The organism is Streptomyces sp. Sge12, assembly GCF_002080455.1.
GTDB lineage: Bacteria > Actinomycetota > Actinomycetes > Streptomycetales > Streptomycetaceae > Streptomyces.
On the sequence record NZ_CP020555.1, the window covers coordinates 7,863,078 to 7,886,721 of the forward strand.

Consider the following 23,644-nt stretch of genomic DNA (forward strand, 5'->3'; position numbering starts at 1 on the left):
TGTGCGAAACCCTCACGGGCGTTCGCTTCCGGCTGTCCGATGATGCCGAGTGCCCCACCTGGAAGTCCTCGTAGCCGTCCCCCTGTTCGGCTCGGACTCACCCCCGGAGCCGCCGCAGTCGCCGCGTTCCGCATCACGTCCACCGCGCGCACCCTCGATCGGCAGACCGACGAAGGGAAGGACGGCGAAGGCCTGTTGCTGATCGGTTCGGTACGGCGCCGGGCCGCCGAGACCGTAGCCGCCGCCCTCTCCCAGCAGCTCACCCGCCGCCACCGCCCCGCCGAGGCCGCCCGGTACGCTGGCGACTCGCTCGCCCACCACACCCGCGAGCTCGCCACCATGCTCGCCGCCGCTCTCGACCGCGGCATCGCCGCCGAAGTCCCCTCGGCCGGAAGGTACTTGGTCTCGATGCTGCGCAGCCGCGCTGCCAGTCTCGACAGCCCGACCAGGACCGCCATCGACGATGTACTCGATCTCTCCGCCGCCCGCCGCGCCCGCCGGACGTAGCGATAGACAGCGACACCACCCTCGCCGTGGCCCCCGCCACCGCGTATCGCCCGGACGGGGCGACCATCACCGAACATCCTCTGCGCTCCCGGCACGGACGTAGACCGCGCGGGACGGCTCGCGAACCCGGACCGCGCCGCCCCTGCCCGTCGTCCGGCGTGCCCTCCGAAGCGGTGGCCACCGCGCTCGGCGCCACCCGCGGCAAAGCGATCGTCGTGCTGCCACCCGCGCCGTGTCAGCGATCGCTCACGGGGCCGCGGCCCGATCCGTCCAGGTCGATGTTCACCGGGACGGGAGGCACTCCGCGGCCGGCCACCTCCCCCGTGCGGGGGAGACATTCGCGACCTGCGGACGATCTCCGGACACCGGTTCGGTGGCGACGATCGAGGCACATGCCATCACCCTCACACGTCCAGATCGGAGCATCCTCGTGTTGAAGTGGACTCTACGCGCTGCCGCAGTCCTCGCCATCGCCGCCGCAATCGCTGCACCGCTGGCTACGCCCGCACTCGAAGCCGCCGTCGCCCCACCGGCTGTCGCCATCGTCGCGACCGCATCCGGCCCCGACACCCCGGGGGCCGAGCTCGCATCCGCCGTCAAGGAGAAGGCGAGGTCGGAATACCTCGTCGCCCAGACGGCATAGTTCCAGATCCAATCGCCGGTCCAGGTCGAAGGCCTCGGGCAAAGGGCCAGCGTCGTCCCAGCGGACCTGGCGACAAGAAATTTTGCGCGTCGATCGAAGCGGTCATCGGCAGGGAACTGGTCGACGAGGGCTACGAAGTCACCGTGCCCGTGGCGTCGACCTGGTCCTGGTCGGCCGGGACGACGGCAAGGCCGAGCTCGCCGACCGCATCGCAGATTGTCCAGGAGGCCATCGTCACCCGGACCGATGCCCGGTACCGACCAGCTGTCACCGAAGGATGACGCTCACGCCCCGTTTCTCGAAGATCTCCAGGAACAGGTCGAACAGTGCAACCTCACGGTCGCCGACCAACCGTGCCCGGGCCTCGGCCGAGGAATCCCAGTGCAAGGTGAAGGGGGAAGTGGCGCCCCAGCCGCCGAAGAGACAGTCGTCCAGGGCGTCAAGGTTCCAGCCGAAATATCCGCCGGGTCCGTTGATGGCCTCACCGATCGCGCAGTAGAAGCTGTCTTTGTCGACGATGTGCCGGCCGTTCAAGGTGAACACTTGGCCCGCGGGTGCATCGGGCTTTCCCTGGCATTGGTACTCCCGGGACCACAGCGCCACCGATAGCCATGCCTGCCGGTCTGCGGGTGCGAGATCGTGCCACATTCCGGTCTGGTTCAGGCGACCGGTGCGGAGCAGGTCCCAGGCTCGTTCCGCTCCGGGCAGGGCGTTCTCGCACCACAGCGTCACCGTGAGGTCGACGAGGCCGACTCCATCAGCGGAAGGCTTGACGTCGATGACGGTGACCTCGTTGACGAAGTAGGACCCCATGGTGGCGCCGTCCCGGTCGAGAAGGGCGAGCCAGGCGTTCCCCGCCACGGCGCGACGACTACCGACATGATCGACGCTCTTCAGCAGGCCACCCTCCGGTAGGCACCCTACGAGGTGCACTCGACGTGCGCCCTCCTCATCCGGCAGAGGCGTGAAGAGCCCGTCGGCCTCGTGAGCAAAGCCCCAGAAGTCGCTGTAGTCGTCGTCCGAAGTCAACGCGTACTTCCGTCCCGTGCCATCCCGTCCTGATATTCGCATCGCACCCCTTATGAGAGCGCTGATCCTACCGACGCCCTGCAACCTGCCGCGTGGTTGCCGGCGCCGTCCCATCAACACGCCGCGCCGTCAGGCGCACGACCAGTTGCGGCAGATCAGTCCTTCGCCTCGCGGACGTCCTTTCCCTGCTCGGCGAAAGCCTTGAAGTCCTGCATGTGCTGTTGCGACTGCTTCCGGAAGGCGCCGGGCATCAGAATCCCCACCAGCTTCATCAGAAAGCTGCTGAACCGGTATTCGTTCTCGCTCTCCCACAGCGTCGTTTCCGGGCCGGCTTCCGTCAGCCGGTCGCGCACGGCGCTCCACATGCCCTCGCCGACCATCTCGCGGTCGAAGTGAACGACGCTCGATTTCGGGATCTCACTCAGGTCCGCCGGTTCCCGGCGCGTGATGGTCTCGGTGCACTCCATCTGCCGCTTGCCCATCTCCATCACGACCCGCGACTTGGTGCCGAGCTGCCCGTGCTCCCCACTCAGCGGCTCGTGCAGCACCAGGCCCCGCAGCATTTCGGCAGGTATGCCGGGTCGGCGAGCAGCTGGACCACCTTCTCCCGCGGCAGGGCGATCTCGGTGGAGACGGTGTACTTCATGGTGCGCACCATTCTTCCTTCGGGGCAATGTGCTTTCTGCTGCTCTTCGTACTCCTCGGCTGAGGGCACTGCATTCTGCGTCCCTGACTAAAGGTAGCGAGGTGCGGCGCGAGTATCTCCAGTTCCTCTGCCTGTCGGCCCTGTTCGCCGAGCAGCCGTGCCGACTCCCGCGCGCAGAAAACTACTCCCTCCCCGGCATGGTCGAGTTCGCGAAGTCGAGAGGCCAGGAATGCATCCAGACTCCGGCCGGGCCTTATAGCTCGGAGCCGCTGACCGCTGGGGGAGCGAAATGCCGGGCAGGGGAGTGGCCACGTCCTGCTCGGGGAGGTCGCGGCCAAACGGGCCGGCTCCGACGCGATGACCGCGCGGACGGCCACAGGGGAGCCCGGGGGCTCCGGTGGCCGGCGGCGGGGCGGAGCTGCCCGGGCGGCGCGAGGTGGAGTGGGCTGGGCCCGCCAGTGAAGCCGCACGAGGTGGGGTCGTGGTTCCGGTCACGCGTCACGGGCCACGGGCCACGGGCCAGGGGCGAGGCCGCACGTCCGAGGCCGACTCCGGCGATTCCGGCGATCCCGTCGTTTGGCGGTGACGCATGGGGTACCCGCGACAAAGGGGACTTCTTCAATACGGCGGCCAAGGAACGATCATGAAAGCTGCAGTGTACGAAGGACCGCGGACAGTGACGGTGAAGGACGTTCCCGATGCGAGGATTGAGCACCCCGCCGACATTCTCGTGAAGGTCACGACCACGAACATCTGCGGATCCGACCTCCACATGTACGAAGGACGGACCTCATTCGAGACCGGCCGGGCCATGGGCCACGAGAACCTGGGGCAGGTGGTCGAGGTCGGTGCGGCCGTCGGCAAGGTGAAGGTCGGTGACTGGGTGGTGCTGCCCTTCAACATCGCCTGCGGCTTCTGCAAGCAGTGCGAGCAGGGCCTGACGAACTACTGCCTCACCATGCAGCCGAAGGCGGACATGGCGGGCGCGGCCTACGGCTTCGCGGAAATGGGCCCGTACCAGGGCGGGCAGGCCGAGCTGCTGCGCGTCCCGTACGGCGACTTCAACGCCCTGCGCCTGGGCGAGGACGCCGCCGAGCGCCAGCTCGACTACGTGATGCTGGCCGACATCTTCCCGACCGGCTATCACGCCACGGAGATGGCCGGAGTCAAGCCCGGCGACCAGACGGTTGTCCACGGCGCGGGCCCGGTCGGTCTGATGGCCGCCTACTCGGCCCTGCTCAAGGGCGCCGGGCGGGTCTGGGTCGCCGACCACCAGCCCGACCGGCTCCGCCTCGCCGAGCAGATCGGCGCCATCCCCATCAACACCGCCGAGCAGGACCCCGCCGAAGTCATCAAGGACGCCACCCTCGGCCTCGGCGCCGACAACGGCTGCGAATGCGTCGGCTACCAGGCCCACGACCCCCAGGGCCACGAGGACGCCACCCTCACCATGAACGGCCTCATCGACTCCGTCCGCTTCACCGGCAGGATCGGCGTTGTCGGGGTGTTCGTCCCCGAAGACCCAGGAGCCCTCGAGGCACAGGGGGAGCTTGCCGCCGAGGGGAAGATTCCGATCGACTTCGGCAAGCTTTGGTTCAAGGGGCAGACGATCGGCACCGGCCAGGCCCCGGTCAAGCGGTACAACCGGGCGCTGCGCGACCTCATCGCAGGCGGCAGGGCGGAGCCCAGCTTCGTCGTCTCCCACGAACTCGACCTGGACGAGGCCCCCTCGGCGTACGAGCACTTCGACAACCGCGACGACGGCTGGACGAAGGTCGTCCTCCACCCCGACGGCACCCACCGTTCCGGCCGGCGCGGCGGCTCCTCCCACCTCACCCTGCAGGAACTGCGCCATCGAGCCGCGGAACACGGGATCCAAGGCCGGTCCCACATGAACAAGCACCAGCTCGAGGAAGCACTCGGGTACTGATCACGCCGGGCCGACCGCACCCGCACCCCATACGCGAGCCGGTCGGCCCGGCACATCACCGGTCATCACCGGTCCTGGGAGGTGGACCGTGGCGAAGACGCCCGCACTCGTCGTCATCGACATGCTCAACACGTATGACCACGAGGACGCCGAACTCCTGATCCCGTCCGCCTCGCGGGCCCTGCCCGCCGTGCGAAACCTGCTAGCACAAGCCCGAGAACGGGACGTCCCCGTGGTCTACGCCAACGACAACTTCGGGAAATGGCGCTCCCACCACGGGGAACTCCTGGAGGTGGCCCTCGCGAGCCCGCACGCCGACCTCGTCGAACCGATCCGACCCGACGAGTCCGCGTACTTCGTCGTCAAGGCACGCCACTCGATCTTCTACGAGACCCCGCTCGCCTACCTTCTGAACTCCCTCGACGTGACCGGCCTCGTCCTGTGCGGGCAGGTCACGGAGCAGTGCGTGCTCTACTCCGCCCTCGACGCGCACATCCGCCACCTGCCGGTCACGATCGCCCGGGACGCCGTCGCGCACATTCACCAGGACCTGGCCGAGGCGGCCCTGCGCATGATGGAGATCAACATGTCCGCCCGCATCGTGCAGGCGGCTGACGCGTTCCGCTAGTGGGCCCTCGCCCCTCTCGTCACCGCCGAGACCTGCCGGGACGCGCGGCAGCGCCGGTCCGGTCCGGGCCGGACATTCCCGAGGAATCGACCGGCGTGACGGACGACGGGCCGGGGAAGACGCCAGGGGCAGGGCGGCGACCGGACCGGAAGGCGTACGGGCCGCGGCACGTGCGCCGGATCGACCGAACCGCTCTCGTGCGTGACCGCGGATACGAAAGGTTGATGACCGATGGCACAGTGCAAGATCCCCGACTACCAAAGCGGTCATCGCGGCCGCCACTGGACCCACGCCCTTCGCAGCGCCGAGAGGGCGGGCGCGGTCATCGTCACCGACGACACCGGCGAACCGGTCACCTACACCTTCGACCACACCGGCCCGGGCCGCTTCCGACCGTGGATCACCGCATCGGGTCGGCGCTACGACAGCCACGACCTCCACCCCGAGTGGTGAGCCCGCGCCCGCCAAGCGTGCGCGTCGACCCGCCGGCCCGCCCGGGTCCACGTACTTCCCGCAGCGGGCGGGCGGGCCATCCGCCCCTGCTCAGGCAGGCGGGTACTCGCTGCGCTTGAGCCGACGGGCGAGATGGGCGGTGTTCGCCGCGAGCGTCTTCGTGGTGGCGGCGGTCTTCTCGGGGGTCTTGTCGAGGTCCTGGTAGTCGGTGCCCTGCATGGCTTCGCCGACCCAGTAGGTGACGGCGTTCGGGGCGAGGGAGAAGCCGACATCGTTCAGGCCCTGGAAGAGGTCGGCGCTGACCTTGTGGGCGCCGTCCTCATTGCCGACCACGCATACGGCGGCGACCTTGCCGTAGGTGAGCATGCGGCCCTCGTCGTCGCTCTCGCCGATTTCCGCGTTGAGGCGTTCCATGACGCGCTGGGCGAGGCTGGAGGGGTGGCCGAGCCAGATCGGCGTCGCCAGAATCAGGATGTCCGTGCCGAGGATCGTCTCCCTGATGTCCGGCCAGGCGTCACCGCCGCCCAGATCCGTCGCCACACCGGTTTTCACGTCGTGGTCGGCGATCCGGATGGTCTTGCCGGTGACGCCGTGCTCGGCGAGGGCGTCCAGGGTCTGCCGGGCGAGGAGGTCGGAGCTGGACCGGGCAGGGGACGGAGACAGGGTGCAGACGAGTGCTACGGCACGCAACGGGGTGTTCTCTGTGGCATCCATGACCCGCGACTACCCCTGGTTCCGTTTTCAACCCGACGTTTCGGTGACCTGCCGCACTGGGTGGGCGCTCGCGCGGGAGTGCCCGGCGCGTGGTCGCGCAGCGAGCCACTTGTGGGGTCAGTCGACTTGCTCGCCGTCGTACATACCACCCTTGCAGTAGTTGCCCGCGTCATTGATCGCGGGTGTTCCGCCGCCCTGCTTGCACTGGGAAGGGGTGACGACGGTGGGGGCACTCTGTGCGGCAGCGGTGGCGGTGGCGGCACCTGTGAGGCCGAGTCCGGCGAGGGCTGCCGTGGCGATGACGGCGGCAAAGATTCGTCGAATGCGCATGTGGTTCCCCTTTCACGGATTACCTCGGTTGGGCCACTAGCCAGTTTCTCACCCATGTGGGTGGCACGTCTTGTTGGGCCATTCGGGTGACAGGGTGAAAACGGCGGTCGGTGCGGCTCCTTGAGCGGGCGGGGCACGGGCGGGAAATCTTGGGAGCACACCGACGCTCAATCGACCGGTCGGCGCACGGCTGGACAACCAGTCCGGCCGGTGTATCCGGCGCGGTGCGTACGGGGTGACGATCGCGCGCGCCCGCCTCGCATCGCGGCGCTCGCGATGGTGGACGTCGACCGTCCTCGCGAACCCGAAGCAACCGGCATCGCCAACCGGCACGCGGCGCGCGACCCACGGCCATCTCCGGGCACCTACGGGACGGCGCCGCCGCAACAGGACCACCAAGGAGCCGGCCGCACGGTGCGCCCGCCTGCCGGTCGGCTCCGCCGTGCTCGTCGACGACCCCGGGGACGACTCCGTCGTTCGGCCCATCAAGGGCACCGGCTGCGACGCCGAAAACGACCAAGCGGAGTCGCCCCACCCTCGCCTTCCGGTACGCCTCCGCGCCCCAGGCCGCCCCGATGACGGCGGTCGCGTACCCCGGCCGACAGGCCCGGAGGAGATCCTGCATGCGCGTCTTCCTGCCCCTGACCGCCGTCACCACCGCCGCGCTCCTGCTCGTCACGGTCACCGGCGCAACCCCCGCCGCAGCAGACCGGAACCCTGTCCGCACACCCCTCGTCAAGGTGTCCCAAGGCGACCCGTACGCGGACTGCACCATTGGCGCGATCTCCCCAGAGAGCATCGTCTACCCCGGCACCGAGGTCGAGCCGTACCTGTCCGTCGATCCACGCGACCCGAAACGCGTGGTCACCGTGTACCAGCAGGACCGCTGGAGCGACGGCGCCGCCCGCGGCCTGGTGGCCTCCTGGAGCACCGACGGCCACACCTTCCACCGGAGCACGCTGCCGTTCAGCCTGTGCGCCCCCGGCGGCGCGGACTACGAACGGGCCTCCGACCCCTGGGTGAGCACCGGCCCGGACGGCACGGTCTACGCGAGCGGGGAAGGCGTCGACTTCACCAGGAGCACGCGCAGCGCCCTCCTGGCCGCCACGTCCCGCGACGGCGGCCGGACCTGGCAGAACCTCACCACCACCCACGTCGACGAGCAGCCGTTCTTCAACGACAAGCCCTCGCTCACCGCCGACCCGATCCGCGAAGGCACCGCCTACCAGGTCTGGGACCGCCTCGACAACGACCCGCCCGGCCCCAGCTCACTCGACGGTCCCGGCTACATCTCCCTCACCCGCGACGGCGGCCGCACCTGGAGCGAGGCCCGGCGGTTCGTCGACACCGGAGCCGTGCCCAACACCCAGACCATCGGCCATGTGATCGTCGTCGACCCGCGCACCGGCACCCTGTACGACTTCTTCGACCGGATCACCCACTCCGACGACCTGAGTACCGTCGTCGAAGCCCGCTACGAGGTGGTCACCTCGACCGACGCCGGAGAGACCTGGAGCGCCCCGGTCACCGTGGCCCGGGACACCTCCGTACCGGAGGTCGACCCGAACGACCCCACCAAACTGCTGCGCGCCGCGGCCACCCTGCCCAGCCCGGCCGTCGACCCCAAGTCGGGCGCGCTGTACATGGCTTACGAGGGCTCGGACTTCTCCGGCGGCAGGTTCGACTCCGTCCAGCTCGTACGCTCCACCGACGGCGGACGCACCTGGGGGAGCCCCGAGCTGATCAGCCCTGAGGATGTGCCGGCCTTCTCCCCGTCGATCGCGGTCGACGAGCGGGGCACGGTCGCGCTCACCTACTACGACCTGCGCTTCCTCAAGCCGGGCGACACCACCACCCTGCCCACCGCCTATCAGCTGGCCACACTGCCGCACGGAAACCCGGAGCTCCGGACCGAACGCCGGATCTCACGGGTGTTCGACTGGCTGCAGGCGCCGTTCGCCGGGGGTTACTTCCTCGGCGACTACCAAGGCCTGGTCGCCGACGGCAAGGAAGTGCGGGCGGTGCTCACCGAAACCAACTCCGACGCGCCGCAGAACCGTACGGACGTGTACACCGGCAGTTTCCGTACCCGCTGACCGACGCGGACGCCGTCGGCCGGCCCGACCACCACCGCGTTGGGTAACCGAGCGAACACTGCGTCGGGCTTGCCTGCATGTCAAACCTGGACCGGCCTGATCGCCGCGTGCCGCGCGACGGGGTGCCCTTCTCAGCGCGGAGGAGGGCTCGGCTCGCTGGACCGGATCAGCCAGTAGGTGAGGGGACGCCTGGCGCGTTTGGGTGTGCCGGGGGAGAGGGACTGCCCGATCGCCGCGCGCGTCAGGTGGTCGACGTCCGCATGGCGCTCGCGCAGGCGGCGGAGCTGACTGCTCGTGAGCCCCACGGCCCTTGCGGCAGTCGCCACGGCGGCCCCTCGGGCCACGGCCTGCAGGAAGAGACCCAGACTCATACCGCTGAGCCGGCCCGGCGCGCTCACTTCATCCACGGCAGCCATGGCGGTCGCCGTTGCCAGGGCGGCGTCGAAGACAGGGTGCTGCGCACGCCAGGTGGACAGGAGGGACTCCGAAACGCCGGCGGCGGCCGCGCACCCCGCGTGGTCCAGTCCCATGGCGGCGGCGTGAACGGCCCGGGCGCGCCGCTCCTTGTTCTCGGCGGCCAGGTTGTGTGCGCCATGGACAGCCACATGGAGAGCCCAGTCGGCGTCGGCACGGGATTGGAGGCCGGTGACGATCTGATGGGCCCAGTCCTCGGGGCGGCCTGCACCACCGGGATGTTCGCTTGTCAATGCTGGCGTCCTTTCTGGCCTCCGAGCCATTGTGTGGCTGAAATCCAACCTTGGATAGACCGGTCCGGGGGCTGGCCGGGCCTGGCCCGCGCCCCGGCCACCGGGCCCGTTCGCTGACCCGCTGCGGCACCCGAGGCTCCGCTCCCGGACGGAGGTCGACAGGTGGTGGCGCTTGGGGACTGCGCGCTGTTCCCCGAGGGCAGCGGAACAGGCATCGCGCCTCCGACACCACGGCTGAGAGCTCAGTCGACCGTTCGCTCGGCGCCGTAGTAGCCCCAGCTCAGCCGGCGTCGCATGGCGTCAGTGCCCTCTGCCTGGATGTGTCCGATCAGCATCGACCTCTGCGGTTCGGGCAGGTGGCGGTCGTGCGCCTTGGTCCATTCGGGAGCGCAGAACAGTTCGGACGCCCCGTCGAGTTGGGCCGGACTCGGGGGGTGCGCAGCCAGCGCGGCCAGGACGAGGTCGGGAGATTCCCGGTGGAGTTGGCGCTGTACGGCAGTGTCGTACCACATTGATCCGGTGCTGGACTCCCGGGAGCAGATCCCCGCCCATGCCAGCAGCGCGCGGATCCGCTCGGTCGCATCGGGGTAGTGCTGCTGGACGAGAGCGGCGAGCCGGACCTCGGCCTCGTTCAGCTGCCGTGACCAGGCTTCGTAGTCACGGCCCGGTGGCTGAGCCACATCGGCGGCTGCGGCGTCCAGGCCGGCCGGTGCGGCCCGGATCCAGCGCATCCGGCGATGCTCGGCCTCGGCCTCTTCCTCGGCGAGCCACTCCTGGGCCCTCTGTGATCCGGTCAGGCCACGCTGTGCCAGCCATGCCGTGAGGGCCGGTCCATCACGCAGGTCGGCATCGCAGTTGCCGATCCCTCGCAGCCCGATCTGGTGGTGCAGGGTCCAACAGGCCGTTTCGCCGTCCGGACCGTGAACCATGATCGTCGGCCAGCCGTTGCACCGGCATCTGTCACCGGTCCCACCGTCCACGATGGCCAAGTGGCTTGCCAGGTCTGCGATCTCGTCACCCGTCACCACGAGCCGTGCCCGGTCGACGGAGTCGACCTCGTCGGGCGATCCTTCGACGATCACCACGCGTGTGGCCCGGTTCAGTATGTCCTGCACCCGGGCTGTTGTCGGAACGTCCTTGGTCATCCTCACCGTCTTTCTGTTGATCACGTGCCCGGGAGGATATCGGCGGCACTTCGTCCGATGCTCGGACGCCCCTCGGCCACAAGGGGTCGGCGAAGGGGGCGTACGGCCGAGCGTATGGTCACCGTCCCCAGGCCGGACGGCCCTGGTTCGACGCCGGGATGCGGTGAGCTCCCACGCCGATGCCGCTCCTTCCTTCAGCCACTCCTGTGCCGCATCAGACGTCCTCATAGGGGACATCTGCCATATTTTGGACGCATCTCCCGACGGAAGGCATGTCATGAAGTTCGCGGTCATCGGCGGTACCGGGCTGATCGGGTCGCAGGTCGTCACCCGTCTGAACGCCGCCGGGCACGAGGCGGTGCCGCACTCGCAGTCCACCGGTGTCGACGTCATCAGCGGCCAGGGACTGGACGGGGCGGTGGCGGGGGCCGACGTCATCGTCAACCTGACGAACTCCCCGACCTTCGACGAAGCCTCCCTGGCCTTCTTCCGGACCTCGATGGACGCCCTTCTGGCCGCGGGCCGGAAGGGTGGCGTCCGGCACTTCGTCATTCTCTCGATCGTCGGCGTGGACCAGGTGCCGGAGCTGGACTACTACCGGGCCAAGGTGCTCCAGGAGGACATCCTCACGGCCGGGCCGATCCCCTACTCGATCGTCCGCGCCACGCAGTTCATGGAATTCATCGACGCGATCCTGTCCTGGACCGCCGACGGCGACACCGTCCGGCTGCCCGCCACGCCGATCCAGCCGATCGCCGCCAAGGACGTGGCCGCCGCGGTGGCAGAAGTCGCTGCGGGCGCCCCGCTGGGAGGCATTCGCCGCATCGCCGGACCCGAGGTCTTCTCCCTGGACGAGTTGGGCCGGCTCACCCTGGCCCACATGTCCGACAGCCGCACCGTCGTCACCGACCCCACCGCCGGCATGTTCGCCGTCGTCAAGGGTGACGTCCTCACCGACGAGGGCGCCCATCTCGCCCCCACCCGCTACGCCGACTGGCTCTCCTGAGCGCTGGTGCAGGCCTTCAGGATGTCCGCTGCCGTGCCGTCGCTGTTCAGCCCTTGCGGGTCAACGGCTGCCCGGCGAAGCGCACGCCTGCCAGGCCATGGGCCATGAGGTTGCGGATGTTGCTGTGATCGGTGCCGTTCGGCGTCGCCAGCACACTGCGGTAGTGCTCACCGAATGCCTGCAGGGCCTCCTGGTCGCTGAGTCCTTCCAGCAGGGCCAGTCCCAGCGTCTTGCAGGAGCCCTCGTTCTCACCCGCGGCGTTTTCCACTTCTCCGTTGTGGAACGCCTGGGGCCTGTACTCGTAATGCGCGGCGACGAAGGCCAAGGTGGCGGCGAACTCGTGCTCACCCGACGCAAGGCTTGCCCGCAGCGAGTCCAGTTCAGTCATGTCGGTTCCCCTGGGTTGGACGGACGATCCGAATGCCGTCCGTGACCGGGGGACAGTACCCCCTTGAGGCCGACCGGCAGGAATCGGGCCACATGTCGGAACGAGCGGCGTCAGCGCAGGTCACGCCGTGCGTCCGGGCGGTCAGGGCAGGTTCGGGGCCAGGGGGAGCTTGGCGACGCGCTGGTCGCCGGCGAGTTCGCCGGTCGGCCGGAAGCCGAGGCCGAGGTAGAAGGGCTCGGGGCTGTTCACGCCGGTGCTCCAGCTGACGTACGCGTGGTCGACGCCGCGGGCGCGGAGCTCCTCCGTCACGGCCTGCACGGCGAAGCGGCCGTACCCCTTGCCCTGCCGGCCGGCGTCGATGTTGAGGCGCCACAGCCCGCTGCGCCGGTCGTCGGGGTCCACCGCCGGGTCCCACACGAAGTCGTGGAAGGCCATCACGAAGCCGACGACCTCGTCGCCGTCGACGATGGCACGCGGCCAGGCGGTCGCCGTGTGCACGTACGCCTCGGCGAGCGACTTCACCACGGGGGAGACCAAGTGCGCCTGGTCGGCGCGCACCTGTATCGCGCAGACCGCGTCGAAGTTGTCGGCGGTGACGGGTTCCAGACGCAGCGTGCCCGGCGCGGGGCTGTTCAGGACTGACATGCCCTCAGCGTATCCCCGGCCAAAACCGGGTGCGGCCACTCGCCCCGTCCTGGGATCATCCCGGAATGGTCCACCGACTCGAACCCCTGGTCATCCGGCACACCCACCGCATCCCCTGCCCGACAGGACCCGTCGGGGAAGGCGCGGTCGTGGCACAGCAGTTCGACGCCGCGCTGATGTCGGTGGGCTTCAAACTCTCCGCCGAGCTGCTCGCGCACCTGTCCGGGCTCGCCGAGGGCGCGGTCGTCGAGACCGCCGTACGGACGCTCGGCACCGTACGGGAGATGGTCGGCGACCACGTCCGGCACAACGTGTACTTCATCGACTTCCCCGCCAACGTCCCGGACACCTTCGACTTCTGGACACGCTGCATCGCCGACGCGCTCGCCGACGACGAGACGCGCACGAGCACCCTGGAGCAGCTGAGCGCCGGTGTGGTGAACCTGCTCACCCTCCCGTCATACGGCAACTACCGCCACGCCTACGCCGAGATGCTCGCCCACCACGACGAGCTGATCGCCGCGGCGGGGGACCGGATGACGGTCCTGCACCTGGGCGGCGCCCTCGACGAGGAAATCACCTCCCTCTACCTCGCCCTGGCCGGCAGCGCCACCCCGCTCGGCGAGGACGGCCTGCGCGACCTGGCGGACCTCGCCGGTCACTGCGCCGACGGACCGCAGCCCGCGGAGATCCCCGTACGGGAGAACCGCGCCGTGATCAACCAGGCCCGGCTGATGGCCGGCGCGGGCCTGCTGCTGGACACGGTCACCGACGTGCTGCGCCTCGCCTGCGCGCTCGTGGGCGGCGACGTGACCCTGCAGGAGCCGACGCGGCTGAGCACCCTGCCCCGTTCGGTGCGCCGGGCGCTGCTCGCGGGGCTGGACGCGGTGGTCGCCGCGGCCCCGGCCAAGCTCGCCGACGTGCACGCCCACCGCGAGAGGTGGAAGCGGCTCGGCGAGCGGCTGCACCCGCACGAGTACCCGCAGTGGCCGCACGCGGCCGACGTGTTCGCCGTCGCCCGCGGCGAGAAGACGGCGCGCTCCCTGGAGAGCCGGGTCGATGAGCTGCTCGCCCGCGCCGACACCACCGCCGCCGTCGCACTGCTGAAGGCCGCGCCCGGCAAGCTCTTCCGCTCCCTGGACCACCTGCTGCGCGACTCCTACACCCAGGAGGAGCGCGACGTCGTGGTGGAAGCCGCCGAGCAGGTCCTGGCCGACGTATCCGGCCGGGTCGTGCTGGCGGTGCGCCAGCACCTGCACAACCGCGAGCACGAGACGGGCGAGCAGCGCGTGTTCGTCAACCGTCTCGGCCGCGCCTGGGTCGCCGACGACGTCCGCCGGCCGGTGCACGCGCGCGAGCGCAAGCGGCTGATCGCCGCGCTCGACGCGGAGCTGCGCCGACGGCTGCCCGCCGCCGACCACCTGCTGATCGACCCGGACGTCCTGGACGTGGCGCTGCCGCTCAGCGGCAAGGCCACCGCGTCCGGGCTCGGCGTGCTGCCGCGCGGCTCGGTGTCGCGCGTCGAGGGGGAGCTGCTGCGCTTCTTCGTGTACTGGAAGCAGAGCGAGCACTCCACCGACTACGACCTGTCGGCGGCGCTCCTGAACGCCGACTACTCGACCGCCTCCTGGCTGTCGTACACCAAGCTGCGCGGCGTCGAGGGCGAGCACTCCGGCGACATCACGGACGCCCCCGACGGCGCCTCGGAGTTCATCAACCTGCGGCTCGGCGCAGTGCGCGCCACCTGCATCGTGCCGCAGGTCAACATCTACAGCGGTGAGGGCTTCGAGGAGGTCGAGGAGTCGTTCTTCGGGTTCATGCTGCGTGAGGGCGAGCAGAAGGGGCGCCCGTTCGAGCCGCGCACGGTACGCATGAAGTCGGAGCTGCGCGGTCCCGGCCGGGTCGCGCTGCCGCTGGTCTTCCTGCGCGGTTCCGACGGCCGGTGGCGCGCCAAGTGGCTGCACCTCTACCTGAAGGGGGCTCCGTCGTCGAACAGGGTCGAGGGCAACCGGGCCACGGTCGCTACGCTGCTGCGCGGCATCGTCGAGCGGGAGCCGGTCACCGTGCGCCACCTCACCGAGCTGATGACCGGCAGCGCGACGACGGTGACCCTGTGGGACGGCAAGAACGTTCCGGCGGGGCCCGTCACCTACATCGGCCTGGAACGTCCCGCCGGGCTGCACCCGCAGTCGCGGATCGTCACTCCGGAAAACCTGCGTGACCTGATCCCCGCCTGACTGTTAACGTGGCCGTGGCGAGGCCATGAGGGGGCTTCCTTCTCCACACTCCTTGAAATCAGTCCCTTCGCTTTCCTCGCCACCGACTTGAGGCCTCCGGCCGCCCCGCCTGTACGCGGGACGGCCGGAGGCCTTTCGCATGGCAGGCGAAGGTGCAGGCGCAGCCGCCCGCGCCCCTCGCCCCCCGCCCGCTCAGACCAGGAACTCGGCGACCAGCTCGGCGAAGGCCTCCGGCGAGAGGACCTCGACGCCGAGCTCGGCCGCCTTGACCGCCTTGGAGCTCGGCTTGCCGCCGGCCGACGGCGCGGAGACCAGGATCGAGGTCTTGGGGCTCACGCTGCTCCCCGCGCGCCCGCCCGCCTTCTCGATCAGGGCGTTCATCGCGTCCCGACCCCGGCCTTCCAGGGCGCCGGTCATCTTGCCGGTCACCACCACGACCTTGCCCGCCAGCGGCCCCGACTCCGGCGCCGCCGACGTGTCCTGGGGCTCGGTCATGTTGACGCCCGCCGCCGCGAGCTTGTCGATCACCGGAGCCAGTGCGGCGATCTGTTCGACGATCACCGGGGCCTTCTCCGGGCCGATGCCGTCCACCGCCTGCATCGCCAGGGAATCGGCCGCGCGGACGGCGTCCATCGTGCCGAAGTGTCGCGCTATCCGGCGCGAGATGCTGCGCCCCGTGCCCAGGATCCCCAGCGCGCACACCACGCGGTTCAGCGGGCGGGCCTTCGCCGCCTCGATCTGCTCCGCCAGCTTCGCGGCCCGCTTGGCGCTCCCGGAAGCGGTGGTGAGCTGCTCCACGGACAGGCCGAACAGGTCGGCGACGTCCGTGACGTCCCCGGCGTCGACCAGGGCCTTGACGTACGTTCTGCCGAGCCCGTCGATGTCGAGCATCTCGCGCCCGGCGGCGTACTCGATGAGCGCCGGGAGGGCGCAGGCCGCGCCCTTCGCGCAACGCCACCGCTCCTGAGTCTTGTTGATCTCCCCGCCGCAGCTCGGGCACTCCTCGGGGAGCGGTACTTCCACCGCACCCTCCGGGCGGAGCGGCACCACGGCCGCCTGGACGCGGGGGATGATGTCACCCGCCTTGTAGACCGTCACGGTGTCGCCCAGGTGCAGGTCCCGGCGCCGTATGTCGGCCGGGTTGTGCAGCGTGGCCCGGGTCACCGTGGACCCGTCGATCAGTACCGGGGCGAGGATCGCGGTCGGGGCGAGCACCCCGGTCCGGCCGACCTCCCACACCACGTCCTCCAGCACAGTCTGCCGCTCGACGGCCGGGAGCTTGAAGGCGACCGCGAAGTAGGGGAACCGGCTGCCCAGCCCCGCCGCCTCCTGCTCGGCCGCGTCATTGACCTTGATCACGACCCCGTCGATGCCGAAGGGCAGCCCGGGGCGCAGAGCGGCGATCTCGTCCACCCGCTGCTGGGCCTCGGCGAGCGTGGCGACCACGTGCAGCCCGGCCGGGGTGTCCGCGGTCGTCCGTACGCCGGCCAGCGCGACCGCGGCCAGCACCTCGGCGTGCGTGGCTCCGGCGGGCAGGAACGCCTCCCCGTCCAGTTCGACCGCGCCGTACGTCCAGAACGTCATCATCAGCCGGTACGGGCGGTCCTTCGCCCTCAGCGTGCCGGCCGTGCCGTTGCGGGGGTTGGCGAACACCTGCGCGCCGTGCGCGGTACGCACCGCGTTCGCGGCCTCGAACTGCTCCTGGGTGAACAGCACCTCGCCGCGCACCTCGAAGGTGGCTGCCACCGGCAGTTGCTCGGGCAGGCCGTCGATCTGCCCGATGACGTGGCTGACGTCCTCACCGCTGCTGCCGTCGCCACGCGTGATGATCTGCACCAGCCGCCCGGCCCGGTAACGGGCCGCCACGGCCGCGCCGTCCAGCTTCGGCTCGACGGTGTACCCACCCACCGGCGCACGGCCCAGGCGGCGCTGCAGGGACTCGCCCCACGCCACCAGACCATCGGCGTTGAACACATTGTCCAGGCTGAGCAGCCGGGTGGTGTGCGCAATGTCCCCGACGGGGGCGGCGCCGTCGCCGACCAGCCCGGTGGGGGAGTCGGCGGCGACCTCGCCGGGGTGCTCCGACTCCCACGCCAGGACGGCGAGCCGCAGCTGGTCGTACGTCGCATCGTCCATCGGGCTGTCGCCGTCGGCGTAGTACGCCCCCGAGGCCGCGCGCAGGCGCTCGAGCGCGGCCTCGTACGCGGAGCGGCCGGACAGGACGGGGATGCCGGTGGGGATGCCGGGCATGCTGGACAGCGCCTGAACGGCGGAAAGGTTCGTCATGTCAGTGATCCTCTCGCGAGCCACTGACAATCGGCACGGGCTGTGGACGGGCCTGCCGCGCGCTCATCGCCGTACGGTCCGACGGCGCCCCGTACACGCTCGGGCGCTCGGCCCAGAACGCCCCGGACACCGCGCGCCGGGCCAGCATCACCAGCACACCCGCCAGGCTCAGGCCGAGCGCGATCACCAACGGCGGACCCAGGCCGAACCAGGACGTCCCGCCCGAGGAGTTGGCCGGGTCCGCCATGTCGGCGACCGCTTCGACGAGCAGCCAGACCAGCATCGCCGCGCCGAGCAGGGGGCCGGCGCCGATGAACAGGAACTCGCGCACCCCCGCGGTGAGTCGCCGCCGGTGGTAGACCGCGCAGGCGATGCCGGTCAGGGCGTAGTAGAAGGCGATCAGCAGGGAGAGGGCCGTCAGGGAGTCGGCGAGCGCGTTTTCGCTGATCCGGTGGATGAGCAGGTACCAGACGGTGGCCGTGCCGGCGACCCACCAGGTGCTGACGGCGGGCGTGCGGTACCGGGGATGGATCAGGCCGAAGCGGCGGGGGAGGGCGTGCCGGCGGGCCATGGACAGCGCGGTACGTGAGGCCGGGATGATCGTCGTCTGGGTCGAGGCGAGCGCGGAGGTGGCGACGGCGAGGAGGACGATCCAGTCCCAGCCGCCGAGGGCCTCGCGGGCCAGGGAGGCGAAGACGGCCTCCTCGTCGTCGACGTGCGCCGCGAGGTAGCCGGTGCCCGCGTACGCGACGACGGCGAAGGCCACCGATACGTACGTGGCCAGCAGGACGACCGTCGACCACAGGCCGGCCCGGCCCGGGGCGGACGAGGGATCCGTCGTCTCCTCGGTGAGGTTGACCGCCGACTCCCAGCCCCAGTACACGAAGACGCCGAGGAGCAGCCCGCCCGTCAGCGCCGTGCTCCCGGCTCCGAACGGGTCGAGCCAGTCGGCGGACGGCCGCACCGCGTCGAGCGAGCCGGTCCCGGCGTGGACCCGGTACAGGGCCACCGCCGCGAAGACGAAGAGGCAGAGGGTCTGGAGCAGGACGAGGACGTTCTGCAGCCGCGCCGCGGCCTGCGTGTCCCGGACGCACAGCGCCGCCATCGCCACGATCACCAGCACGGTGAGCGCCTGGCGGATCAGGGTGTTCGCGGCCCAGCCGTCCAGGCCGACGGCCAGCAGGCCGAAGTTGACGGCGACATCGGCGAGCGAGCCGACCACCAGGACCCCGGTCATGGTGATCGCCCAGCCGCCCAGCCAGCCGGTCGTGGGCCCGAGCGCACGGGTCACCCACGAAAAGGTCGTGCCGCAGTCGGGGTCGGACCGGTTCAAGTAGTAGAAAGCGGATGCGATGAGCACCATCGGAACGAAGGACGCGAGCATCACCCCGGGGGCGTGTACGCCGACCAGGGCGACGATCGGCCCGATCACGGCAGCCAGGGAGTACGCCGGCGACGTGGCGTTGAGTCCGATGGCGAGGGCGTCGACGAACCCGATCGCGTTCGGTCTGAGCGTGGCGGTGGCGGCCGGCGTCCGCGGGGTGTCTTCGACCATGGTCCCTCACTGGTGCAGGGTGAACGGTGAACGGTGAACGGGGCGTGAATGCGATGAGGAAACCCGTGCGCCGTACCAAGGGTCAATGGTGTTGGCATAAGCGCGCCCGCCGGGCCGGGGCGGGTTCAGCCGCGCCGGCGGGTGCTCCCGCCCTCGGCCCCCGCCGCACCCCCGGAGCCCCCGGCCGCGCCCGCCAGTTGCCTCTCGGCGGTGTCCAGCAGCATCTCCAGCGCGACCGGGTACGCGCTGTGCGGCATCCGGGCCGCCAGAAGGCCCGCCGTGGCCGCGATGTTCGGGTAGGCGTCGGCCGGCAGCCGGGCGTACGTCGACTCCCACCGCTCCTCGTCCGACTCGCGCGCCTCGTCGGTCAGCGCGAGGGACCCCGCGTCGAGCGCCGCGAAGGCCAGGGCCTGGTCGATGTAGGCGTGGTAGATCCGTACGGCGTCCGCATCCGGGAATCCCGCGCCGCGCAGGCTGCCGAGGATCGCCTCGTCGGTCGCGATCTCGCGCGGCCGGCCGGTCACCCGGCTCGCGGTCAGCAGTGCGGCCTGGGGGTGGGCGAGGTAGGCGCCGTGGATGCGGAGCCCCAGCGAGCGCAGGTCCTCGCGCCACCGCCCGGTCGGGGCCCAGCCCGCGAGCGCCCGCCCGATCAGCTCCTCGCCGATGGCCAGGGTCAGTCCGTCCATGCCGTCGAAGTACCGGTACAGGGTGCTGGGGTCCGCCCCCAGCGCGGCCCCGAGCCGCCGGGCGGACAGCCCGGCGCTCCCGTGCTCGCGCACCATCCGCAGCGCCGTCTCGACGATCAGCCGCTCGGAGAGCACCGTCCCCTGCCGGGTCGGGCGCCGCCGCCTGCGGGCCTCCTCCGGGACCACGTCCTTCGCCATCGCCCGTCCTCCCGTCCGTATGGCCGTCCTTACGCCAACACCATTGACCTTAACTCGGAGCGGCGGGTTGCATCAGCCCCCTGAGGCGCACGCCTCACAGAGAAAGGACCTCGCCATGCGTGTTCTGCTTGTGGGTGCCGGCGGTGTCGGGAGCGCGATCGCCAAGATCGCCGCCCGCCGCGACTTCTTCGACCACTTCGTCGTCGCCGACTACGACCCGGCCCGCGCCGAGGCCGCCGTCGCGGCCCTCGGCGGCGAGGAGCAGCGCTTCAGCGCCTGCCGCGTCGACGCCTCCGACGAGGCGGCCGTCACGCGCCTGCTCACCGAGCGCGGATGCGACGTCCTGATGAACGCCACCGACCCGCGGTTCGTGATGCCGCTGTTCAACGCCGCGCTGGCGGCGGGCAGCCACTACGTCGACATGGCCATGTCCCTCTCCCGTCCGCACCCCGACCGCCCGCACAGCGCGTGCGGAGTCAAGCTCGGCGACGAGCAGTTCGAACGGGCCGAGGAATGGGAGAAGTCGGGCCGTCTCGCCCTCGTCGGCATGGGGGTCGAGCCCGGCCTCTCGGACGTCTTCGCCCGCTACGCGGCGGACCGGCTCTTCGACGAGATCGAGGAGATCGGCATCCGCGACGGCGCCAACCTGACCGTCGAGGGCTACGACTTCGCCCCGTCCTTCAACATCTGGACGACGATCGAGGAGTGCCTGAACCCGCCCGTGGTCTACGAGCGCGAGCGCGGCTGGTTCACCACCGAGCCCTTCAGCGAGCCGGAGGTCTTCGACTTCCCCGAAGGCATCGGCCCCGTGGAGTGCGTCAACGTCGAACACGAGGAGGTCCTCCTGATCCCGCGCTGGGTCGGAGCCCGCCGGGTCACCTTCAAGTACGGCCTCGGCGACGACTTCATCGGCAAGCTCAAGACCCTGCACGCCCTGGGCCTGGACTCCACCGACCGGGTCGCGGTCCGCGGCGAGGACGGCGCCGAGGTCCGCATCTCGCCCCGCGACGTGGTCGCCGCCTGCCTGCCGGACCCTGCGACGCTCGGCGACCGCATGACCGGAAAGACCTGCGCCGGCACCTGGGTCAAGGGCACGAAGGACGGCCTGCCCCGCGAGGTCTACCTCTACCACGTCGTCGACAACCAGTGGTCCATGGGCGAATACGGCTCCCAGGCCGTCGTCTGGCAGACCGCCGTCAACCCGGTGGTGGCCCTCGAACTCCTCGCCACCGGCGTGTGGACGCAGTCCGGCGTCCTGGGCCCCGAGGCGCTGCCGCCGCAGCCCTTCCTCGACCTGCTCACCGCGTACGGCTCCCCGTGGGGCATGCGCGAACAGGCCGCCGGGGACCGGGCCGCGGGCCACTGACCGCCGGCCCCCACGGAGGGGCGTGCGGCCCGCCGCGCGCGCCCGCCCCCCCTCCGGCCACCGGACCGTCCGTCATCCCCCGTACGGGTCCTCCACCACGGGGGATGCACGGCGACAGCGCCGACTCGGTGTGCCGGGTGACGATTCCGGTGCCGCCCCGGCCGGCCCCGGCGGCCGGGGCCGCGCATGGCAGCGCCGGCGCTCGCCGAACCTCGGCGCCCGGTCACCGATGTCGCAGCACAGCCTTGTCCGCGGGGGGAGCGTCAGCGGCCCCAGCGCAGCGCTGCCGTCTGCACCGGCGCGTCCCACAGGCGCAGCATCTCCTCGTCGGCCCGGCACAGCGTGACCGAGCATCCCGCCATGTCCAGCGAGGTGACGTAGTTCCCCACGAGGGCCCGGGCCACCGGGACGCCCCGGGCCTCCAGCACCCGGGCCACCTCCGCATGGAAGCCGTACAGCTCCAGCAGCGGCGTTGCGCCCATCCCGTTGACCAGGGCCAGGACCGGCCCGTCGACAGGGGCCGTGTTCGCCATGTCGTCCAGCACGGTACCCACCGCGACCTCCGCGATCTCCGCCGCCGGCATCATCGGGCGCCGCTCCCGGCCCGGCTCGCCGTGGATCCCGATGCCCAGCTCCAGCTCGCCGTCCGGCAGGTCGAAGGTGGGACTGCCCTTCGCGGGGGTGGTGCAGGCGCTCAGCGCGACGCCGAAGCTGCCCGAGGCCTCGTTGACCCGCCGGGCGAGCGCGGCGACCTGCTCCAGCGGCGCGCCCTCCTCCGCCGCCGCCCCGGCGATCTTCTCGACGAAGAGCGTGGCCCCGGTGCCGCGCCGCCCGGCCGTGTAGAGGCTGTCGGTCACGGCGACATCGTCGTTGACGAGCACCCGCTCGACGCGGATGCCGTCCTCCTCGGCGAGCTCGGCGGCCATGTCGAAGTTCAGTACGTCCCCGGTGTAGTTCTTGACGACGAGCAGCACGCCCTGGCCGGAGTCCACGGCCTTGATCGCCCGCGCCATCTGGTCCGGCACGGGGGAAGTGAACACCTCGCCCGGACAGGCGGCGGACAGCATTCCGTATCCGACGAAACCGGCGTGCAGGGGCTCGTGTCCGGAGCCGCCGCCGGAGACGAGACCGACCCGCCCGCCGGTCCGCGCGTCCCGTCGTACGACGACCCGGGCCTCGACGTCCACGTCCAGGTCCGGATGGGCCGCGGCCAGCCCACGCAGGGCGTCCGCGACCACGGCCTCAGGACTGTTGATCAGCATCTTCATCGAGTGCCTCCCGGTCGGAGCCGACGAGTGGGTGTCCGGTGTCCGGCGCCGTCACGGAGGACCGATTTCCGCGCGCCGGTCAGGCGCGTCAGCGAAGGCACGCCATACGAACAGTGTGCTGCCACCCCCGAGGGCATGCGCGAGAACGGGAGAAACCGCCTCGGAGGAGTACCGGGCAATCCCAAGCGGGCACTGGCCTCCACCGGACCGGACCACCCTCGCGTTTGCGGTACGACCGACCCGATCTACGCTGAATCGGGGGACTCGGGGCAGGCGAAAGCCGGTCCTCGGACCGGCGGGAAGCGGGCACCCATGAAGGAGCGCCTCAAATCATCAGGATTGGTCGGCGAACTATCGGCCGAATTCGCCGGAACCATGATCCTCATTCTCTTCGGCTGTGGTGTCGTGGCCCAGGTGGTCGCCGGCGGAGCCCTGACCGACCCGGCGGGCGGCCTCGGAAACCACGACAGCATCGCCTGGGCCTGGGGTCTCGGTGTGACCCTGGGCGTCTACGTCGCGGCACGGCTGAGCGGCGCCCACCTCAATCCCGCGGTGACCGTCGCCCTGGCCGCTTTCAAGGGCTTCCCGTGGAGCAAGGTGGCCCCCTACGCGCTGGCCCAGCTCGCCGGAGCCTTCGTCGCCGCCCTGATCGTCCGCTGGAACTACACCGAGGCGCTGGCAAAAGCCGACCCCGGCCACACCATCAAGACGCAGGGTGTCTTCTCCACGCTGCCGGCCAACGGAAACACGAACCTGCCGGTGACCGAGTGGGGCGCACTGCGCGACCAGATCATCGGCACCGCGATCCTGCTGATGCTGATCTTCGCGGTCACGGACCTGCTGGGCACGCCTCCCGGCGCCAACCTGGCACCGTTCATCGTCGGCCTGATCGTGGTGGCGATCGGCATGGCCTGGGGCACCAACGCCGGGTACGCGATCAATCCGGCCCGTGACCTCGGCCCCCGGCTGGCCAGCTTCCTCACCGGCTACGGCGGAGCATGGAGGGATCAGTACGGCAACCTCTACTTCTGGGTGCCGATCATCGGCCCGTTCATCGGCGGTGTGCTGGGAGCGGCCATCTACAAGCTGCTCATCGGCCGGTTCCTGCCGACCGCGGAACCGGAGCCTCCCGGACGCGTACCGGCACCGGAGGAGAGCTGATCGGATCCGCGACGGGGGCG

At 70.6% G+C, this 23,644-nt stretch carries 24 protein-coding genes; 10 read left to right on the top strand and 14 right to left on the bottom strand.

Annotated elements, in window-relative coordinates; translation table 11 throughout:
• The first annotated feature begins 195 nt into the window (after positions 1 to 195).
• Both B6R96_RS39045 and B6R96_RS35395 read left to right on the top strand, forming a co-directional pair.
• The gene (locus B6R96_RS39045) at positions 196 to 507 is read left to right on the top strand and encodes a hypothetical protein (protein ID WP_081524822.1); all 312 of its coding nucleotides are present in this window, start codon (positions 196 to 198) and stop codon (positions 505 to 507) included.
• A 373-nt stretch (positions 508 to 880) separates the two neighbouring features.
• Positions 881 to 1,150: a hypothetical protein gene (locus tag B6R96_RS35395; protein WP_081524823.1), complete on the top strand. Its 270-nt coding sequence runs from the start codon at positions 881 to 883 to the stop codon at positions 1,148 to 1,150.
• Between the two features lie 130 nt (positions 1,151 to 1,280).
• Here the strand turns inward: B6R96_RS35395 and B6R96_RS37480 are convergent, their stop codons facing one another.
• The 4 genes from B6R96_RS37480 to B6R96_RS38595 all read right to left on the bottom strand — a co-directional run bounded on the left by B6R96_RS37480 (position 1,281) and on the right by B6R96_RS38595 (position 2,837).
• The gene (locus B6R96_RS37480; RefSeq protein ID WP_159396434.1) at positions 1,281 to 1,421 is read right to left on the bottom strand and encodes a hypothetical protein; all 141 of its coding nucleotides are present in this window, start codon (positions 1,419 to 1,421) and stop codon (positions 1,281 to 1,283) included.
• Positions 1,418 to 2,179 carry a barstar family protein gene (locus B6R96_RS35400; protein ID WP_237291617.1) on the bottom strand — a complete coding sequence of 254 codons (762 nt, stop codon included), beginning with the start codon at positions 2,177 to 2,179 and terminating at the stop codon, positions 1,418 to 1,420. Before B6R96_RS35400 ends, B6R96_RS37480 begins: the two co-directional genes overlap by 4 nt.
• Before the next feature lie 155 nt (positions 2,180 to 2,334).
• Positions 2,335 to 2,742 carry an SRPBCC family protein gene (locus B6R96_RS35405; RefSeq protein WP_203351700.1) on the bottom strand — a complete coding sequence of 136 codons (408 nt, stop codon included), beginning with the start codon at positions 2,740 to 2,742 and terminating at the stop codon, positions 2,335 to 2,337.
• Positions 2,709 to 2,837, bottom strand: a complete 129-nt coding sequence (locus B6R96_RS38595; RefSeq protein ID WP_257789514.1) for a hypothetical protein — start codon at positions 2,835 to 2,837, stop codon at positions 2,709 to 2,711. Before B6R96_RS38595 ends, B6R96_RS35405 begins: the two co-directional genes overlap by 34 nt.
• 631 nt (positions 2,838 to 3,468) lie before the next feature.
• Between B6R96_RS38595 and B6R96_RS35410 the strand changes: the two genes are divergently transcribed.
• The 3 genes from B6R96_RS35410 (at position 3,469) to B6R96_RS35420 (ending at position 5,836) form a co-directional block, all read left to right on the top strand.
• The gene (locus B6R96_RS35410; protein ID WP_081524825.1) at positions 3,469 to 4,755 is read left to right on the top strand and encodes a glutathione-independent formaldehyde dehydrogenase; all 1,287 of its coding nucleotides are present in this window, start codon (positions 3,469 to 3,471) and stop codon (positions 4,753 to 4,755) included.
• A gap of 88 nt (positions 4,756 to 4,843) precedes the next feature.
• Positions 4,844 to 5,383, top strand: a complete 540-nt coding sequence (locus tag B6R96_RS35415) for an isochorismatase family cysteine hydrolase (RefSeq protein WP_081524826.1) — start codon at positions 4,844 to 4,846, stop codon at positions 5,381 to 5,383.
• Positions 5,384 to 5,614: 231 nt separating this feature from the next.
• A complete protein-coding gene (locus tag B6R96_RS35420) occupies positions 5,615 to 5,836 on the top strand; it encodes a hypothetical protein (protein WP_081524827.1) in 222 nt (73 codons plus the stop codon).
• Between the two features lie 90 nt (positions 5,837 to 5,926).
• Here the strand turns inward: B6R96_RS35420 and B6R96_RS35425 are convergent, their stop codons facing one another.
• Together B6R96_RS35425 and B6R96_RS35430 are read right to left on the bottom strand one after the other, a co-directional pair.
• The gene (locus tag B6R96_RS35425; protein ID WP_030389671.1) at positions 5,927 to 6,550 is read right to left on the bottom strand and encodes a flavodoxin family protein; all 624 of its coding nucleotides are present in this window, start codon (positions 6,548 to 6,550) and stop codon (positions 5,927 to 5,929) included.
• A gap of 117 nt (positions 6,551 to 6,667) precedes the next feature.
• Positions 6,668 to 6,880: a hypothetical protein gene (locus tag B6R96_RS35430; protein WP_030389672.1), complete on the bottom strand. Its 213-nt coding sequence runs from the start codon at positions 6,878 to 6,880 to the stop codon at positions 6,668 to 6,670.
• Positions 6,881 to 7,503: 623 nt separating this feature from the next.
• On the opposite strand from B6R96_RS35430, the gene B6R96_RS35440 reads away from it, so the two are divergent.
• The gene (locus B6R96_RS35440; protein ID WP_081524828.1) at positions 7,504 to 8,976 is read left to right on the top strand and encodes a sialidase family protein; all 1,473 of its coding nucleotides are present in this window, start codon (positions 7,504 to 7,506) and stop codon (positions 8,974 to 8,976) included.
• Positions 8,977 to 9,107: 131 nt separating this feature from the next.
• Here B6R96_RS35440 and B6R96_RS35445 read toward each other — a convergent pair whose 3' ends face one another.
• Complete coding sequence (locus B6R96_RS35445; protein ID WP_159396435.1) at positions 9,108 to 9,581, bottom strand: hypothetical protein; 474 nt, start codon at positions 9,579 to 9,581, stop codon at positions 9,108 to 9,110.
• Positions 9,582 to 9,925: 344 nt separating this feature from the next.
• The gene (locus B6R96_RS35450; protein WP_081524830.1) at positions 9,926 to 10,798 is read right to left on the bottom strand and encodes a hypothetical protein; all 873 of its coding nucleotides are present in this window, start codon (positions 10,796 to 10,798) and stop codon (positions 9,926 to 9,928) included.
• 307 nt (positions 10,799 to 11,105) lie between these two features.
• Here B6R96_RS35450 and B6R96_RS35455 point away from each other — a divergent pair, with 307 nt between their 5' ends.
• Positions 11,106 to 11,834 (top strand): SDR family oxidoreductase, encoded by a 729-nt coding sequence (locus B6R96_RS35455; RefSeq protein WP_081524831.1) that lies wholly within the window; start codon positions 11,106 to 11,108, stop codon positions 11,832 to 11,834.
• Positions 11,835 to 11,880: 46 nt separating this feature from the next.
• On the opposite strand, the gene B6R96_RS35460 is transcribed toward B6R96_RS35455, so the two are convergent.
• A complete protein-coding gene (locus B6R96_RS35460; RefSeq protein WP_081524832.1) occupies positions 11,881 to 12,222 on the bottom strand; it encodes a HopJ type III effector protein in 342 nt (113 codons plus the stop codon).
• A 141-nt stretch (positions 12,223 to 12,363) separates the two neighbouring features.
• Positions 12,364 to 12,867 carry a GNAT family N-acetyltransferase gene (locus B6R96_RS35465; RefSeq protein ID WP_081524833.1) on the bottom strand — a complete coding sequence of 168 codons (504 nt, stop codon included), beginning with the start codon at positions 12,865 to 12,867 and terminating at the stop codon, positions 12,364 to 12,366.
• Positions 12,868 to 12,932: 65 nt separating this feature from the next.
• Between B6R96_RS35465 and B6R96_RS35470 the strand changes: the two genes are divergently transcribed.
• A complete protein-coding gene (locus B6R96_RS35470) occupies positions 12,933 to 15,104 on the top strand; it encodes a TerD family protein (RefSeq protein WP_081524834.1) in 2,172 nt (723 codons plus the stop codon).
• Between the two features lie 192 nt (positions 15,105 to 15,296).
• Here B6R96_RS35470 and ligA read toward each other — a convergent pair whose 3' ends face one another.
• The 3 genes from ligA to B6R96_RS35485 form a co-directional block, all read right to left on the bottom strand.
• Entirely contained in the window at positions 15,297 to 17,390 is a 2,094-nt protein-coding gene (ligA, locus tag B6R96_RS35475; RefSeq protein WP_107475648.1) for an NAD-dependent DNA ligase LigA, read from the bottom strand.
• 1 nt (position 17,391) lies between these two features.
• A complete protein-coding gene (locus B6R96_RS35480; protein WP_081524835.1) occupies positions 17,392 to 18,945 on the bottom strand; it encodes an APC family permease in 1,554 nt (517 codons plus the stop codon).
• Between the two features lie 125 nt (positions 18,946 to 19,070).
• A complete protein-coding gene (locus B6R96_RS35485; protein ID WP_081524836.1) occupies positions 19,071 to 19,829 on the bottom strand; it encodes a TetR/AcrR family transcriptional regulator in 759 nt (252 codons plus the stop codon).
• A gap of 115 nt (positions 19,830 to 19,944) precedes the next feature.
• On the opposite strand from B6R96_RS35485, the gene B6R96_RS35490 reads away from it, so the two are divergent.
• Positions 19,945 to 21,195 carry a saccharopine dehydrogenase family protein gene (locus B6R96_RS35490; RefSeq protein ID WP_081524837.1) on the top strand — a complete coding sequence of 417 codons (1,251 nt, stop codon included), beginning with the start codon at positions 19,945 to 19,947 and terminating at the stop codon, positions 21,193 to 21,195.
• A gap of 263 nt (positions 21,196 to 21,458) precedes the next feature.
• On the opposite strand, the gene dhaK is transcribed toward B6R96_RS35490, so the two are convergent.
• Positions 21,459 to 22,463 (bottom strand): dihydroxyacetone kinase subunit DhaK, encoded by a 1,005-nt coding sequence (gene dhaK, locus B6R96_RS35495; RefSeq protein ID WP_081524838.1) that lies wholly within the window; start codon positions 22,461 to 22,463, stop codon positions 21,459 to 21,461.
• Between the two features lie 312 nt (positions 22,464 to 22,775).
• Between dhaK and B6R96_RS35500 the strand changes: the two genes are divergently transcribed.
• On the top strand, positions 22,776 to 23,624 hold the full coding sequence (locus tag B6R96_RS35500; RefSeq protein WP_081524839.1) for an MIP/aquaporin family protein: 849 nt from the start codon (positions 22,776 to 22,778) through the stop codon (positions 23,622 to 23,624).
• Positions 23,625 to 23,644 lie beyond the last annotated feature (20 nt).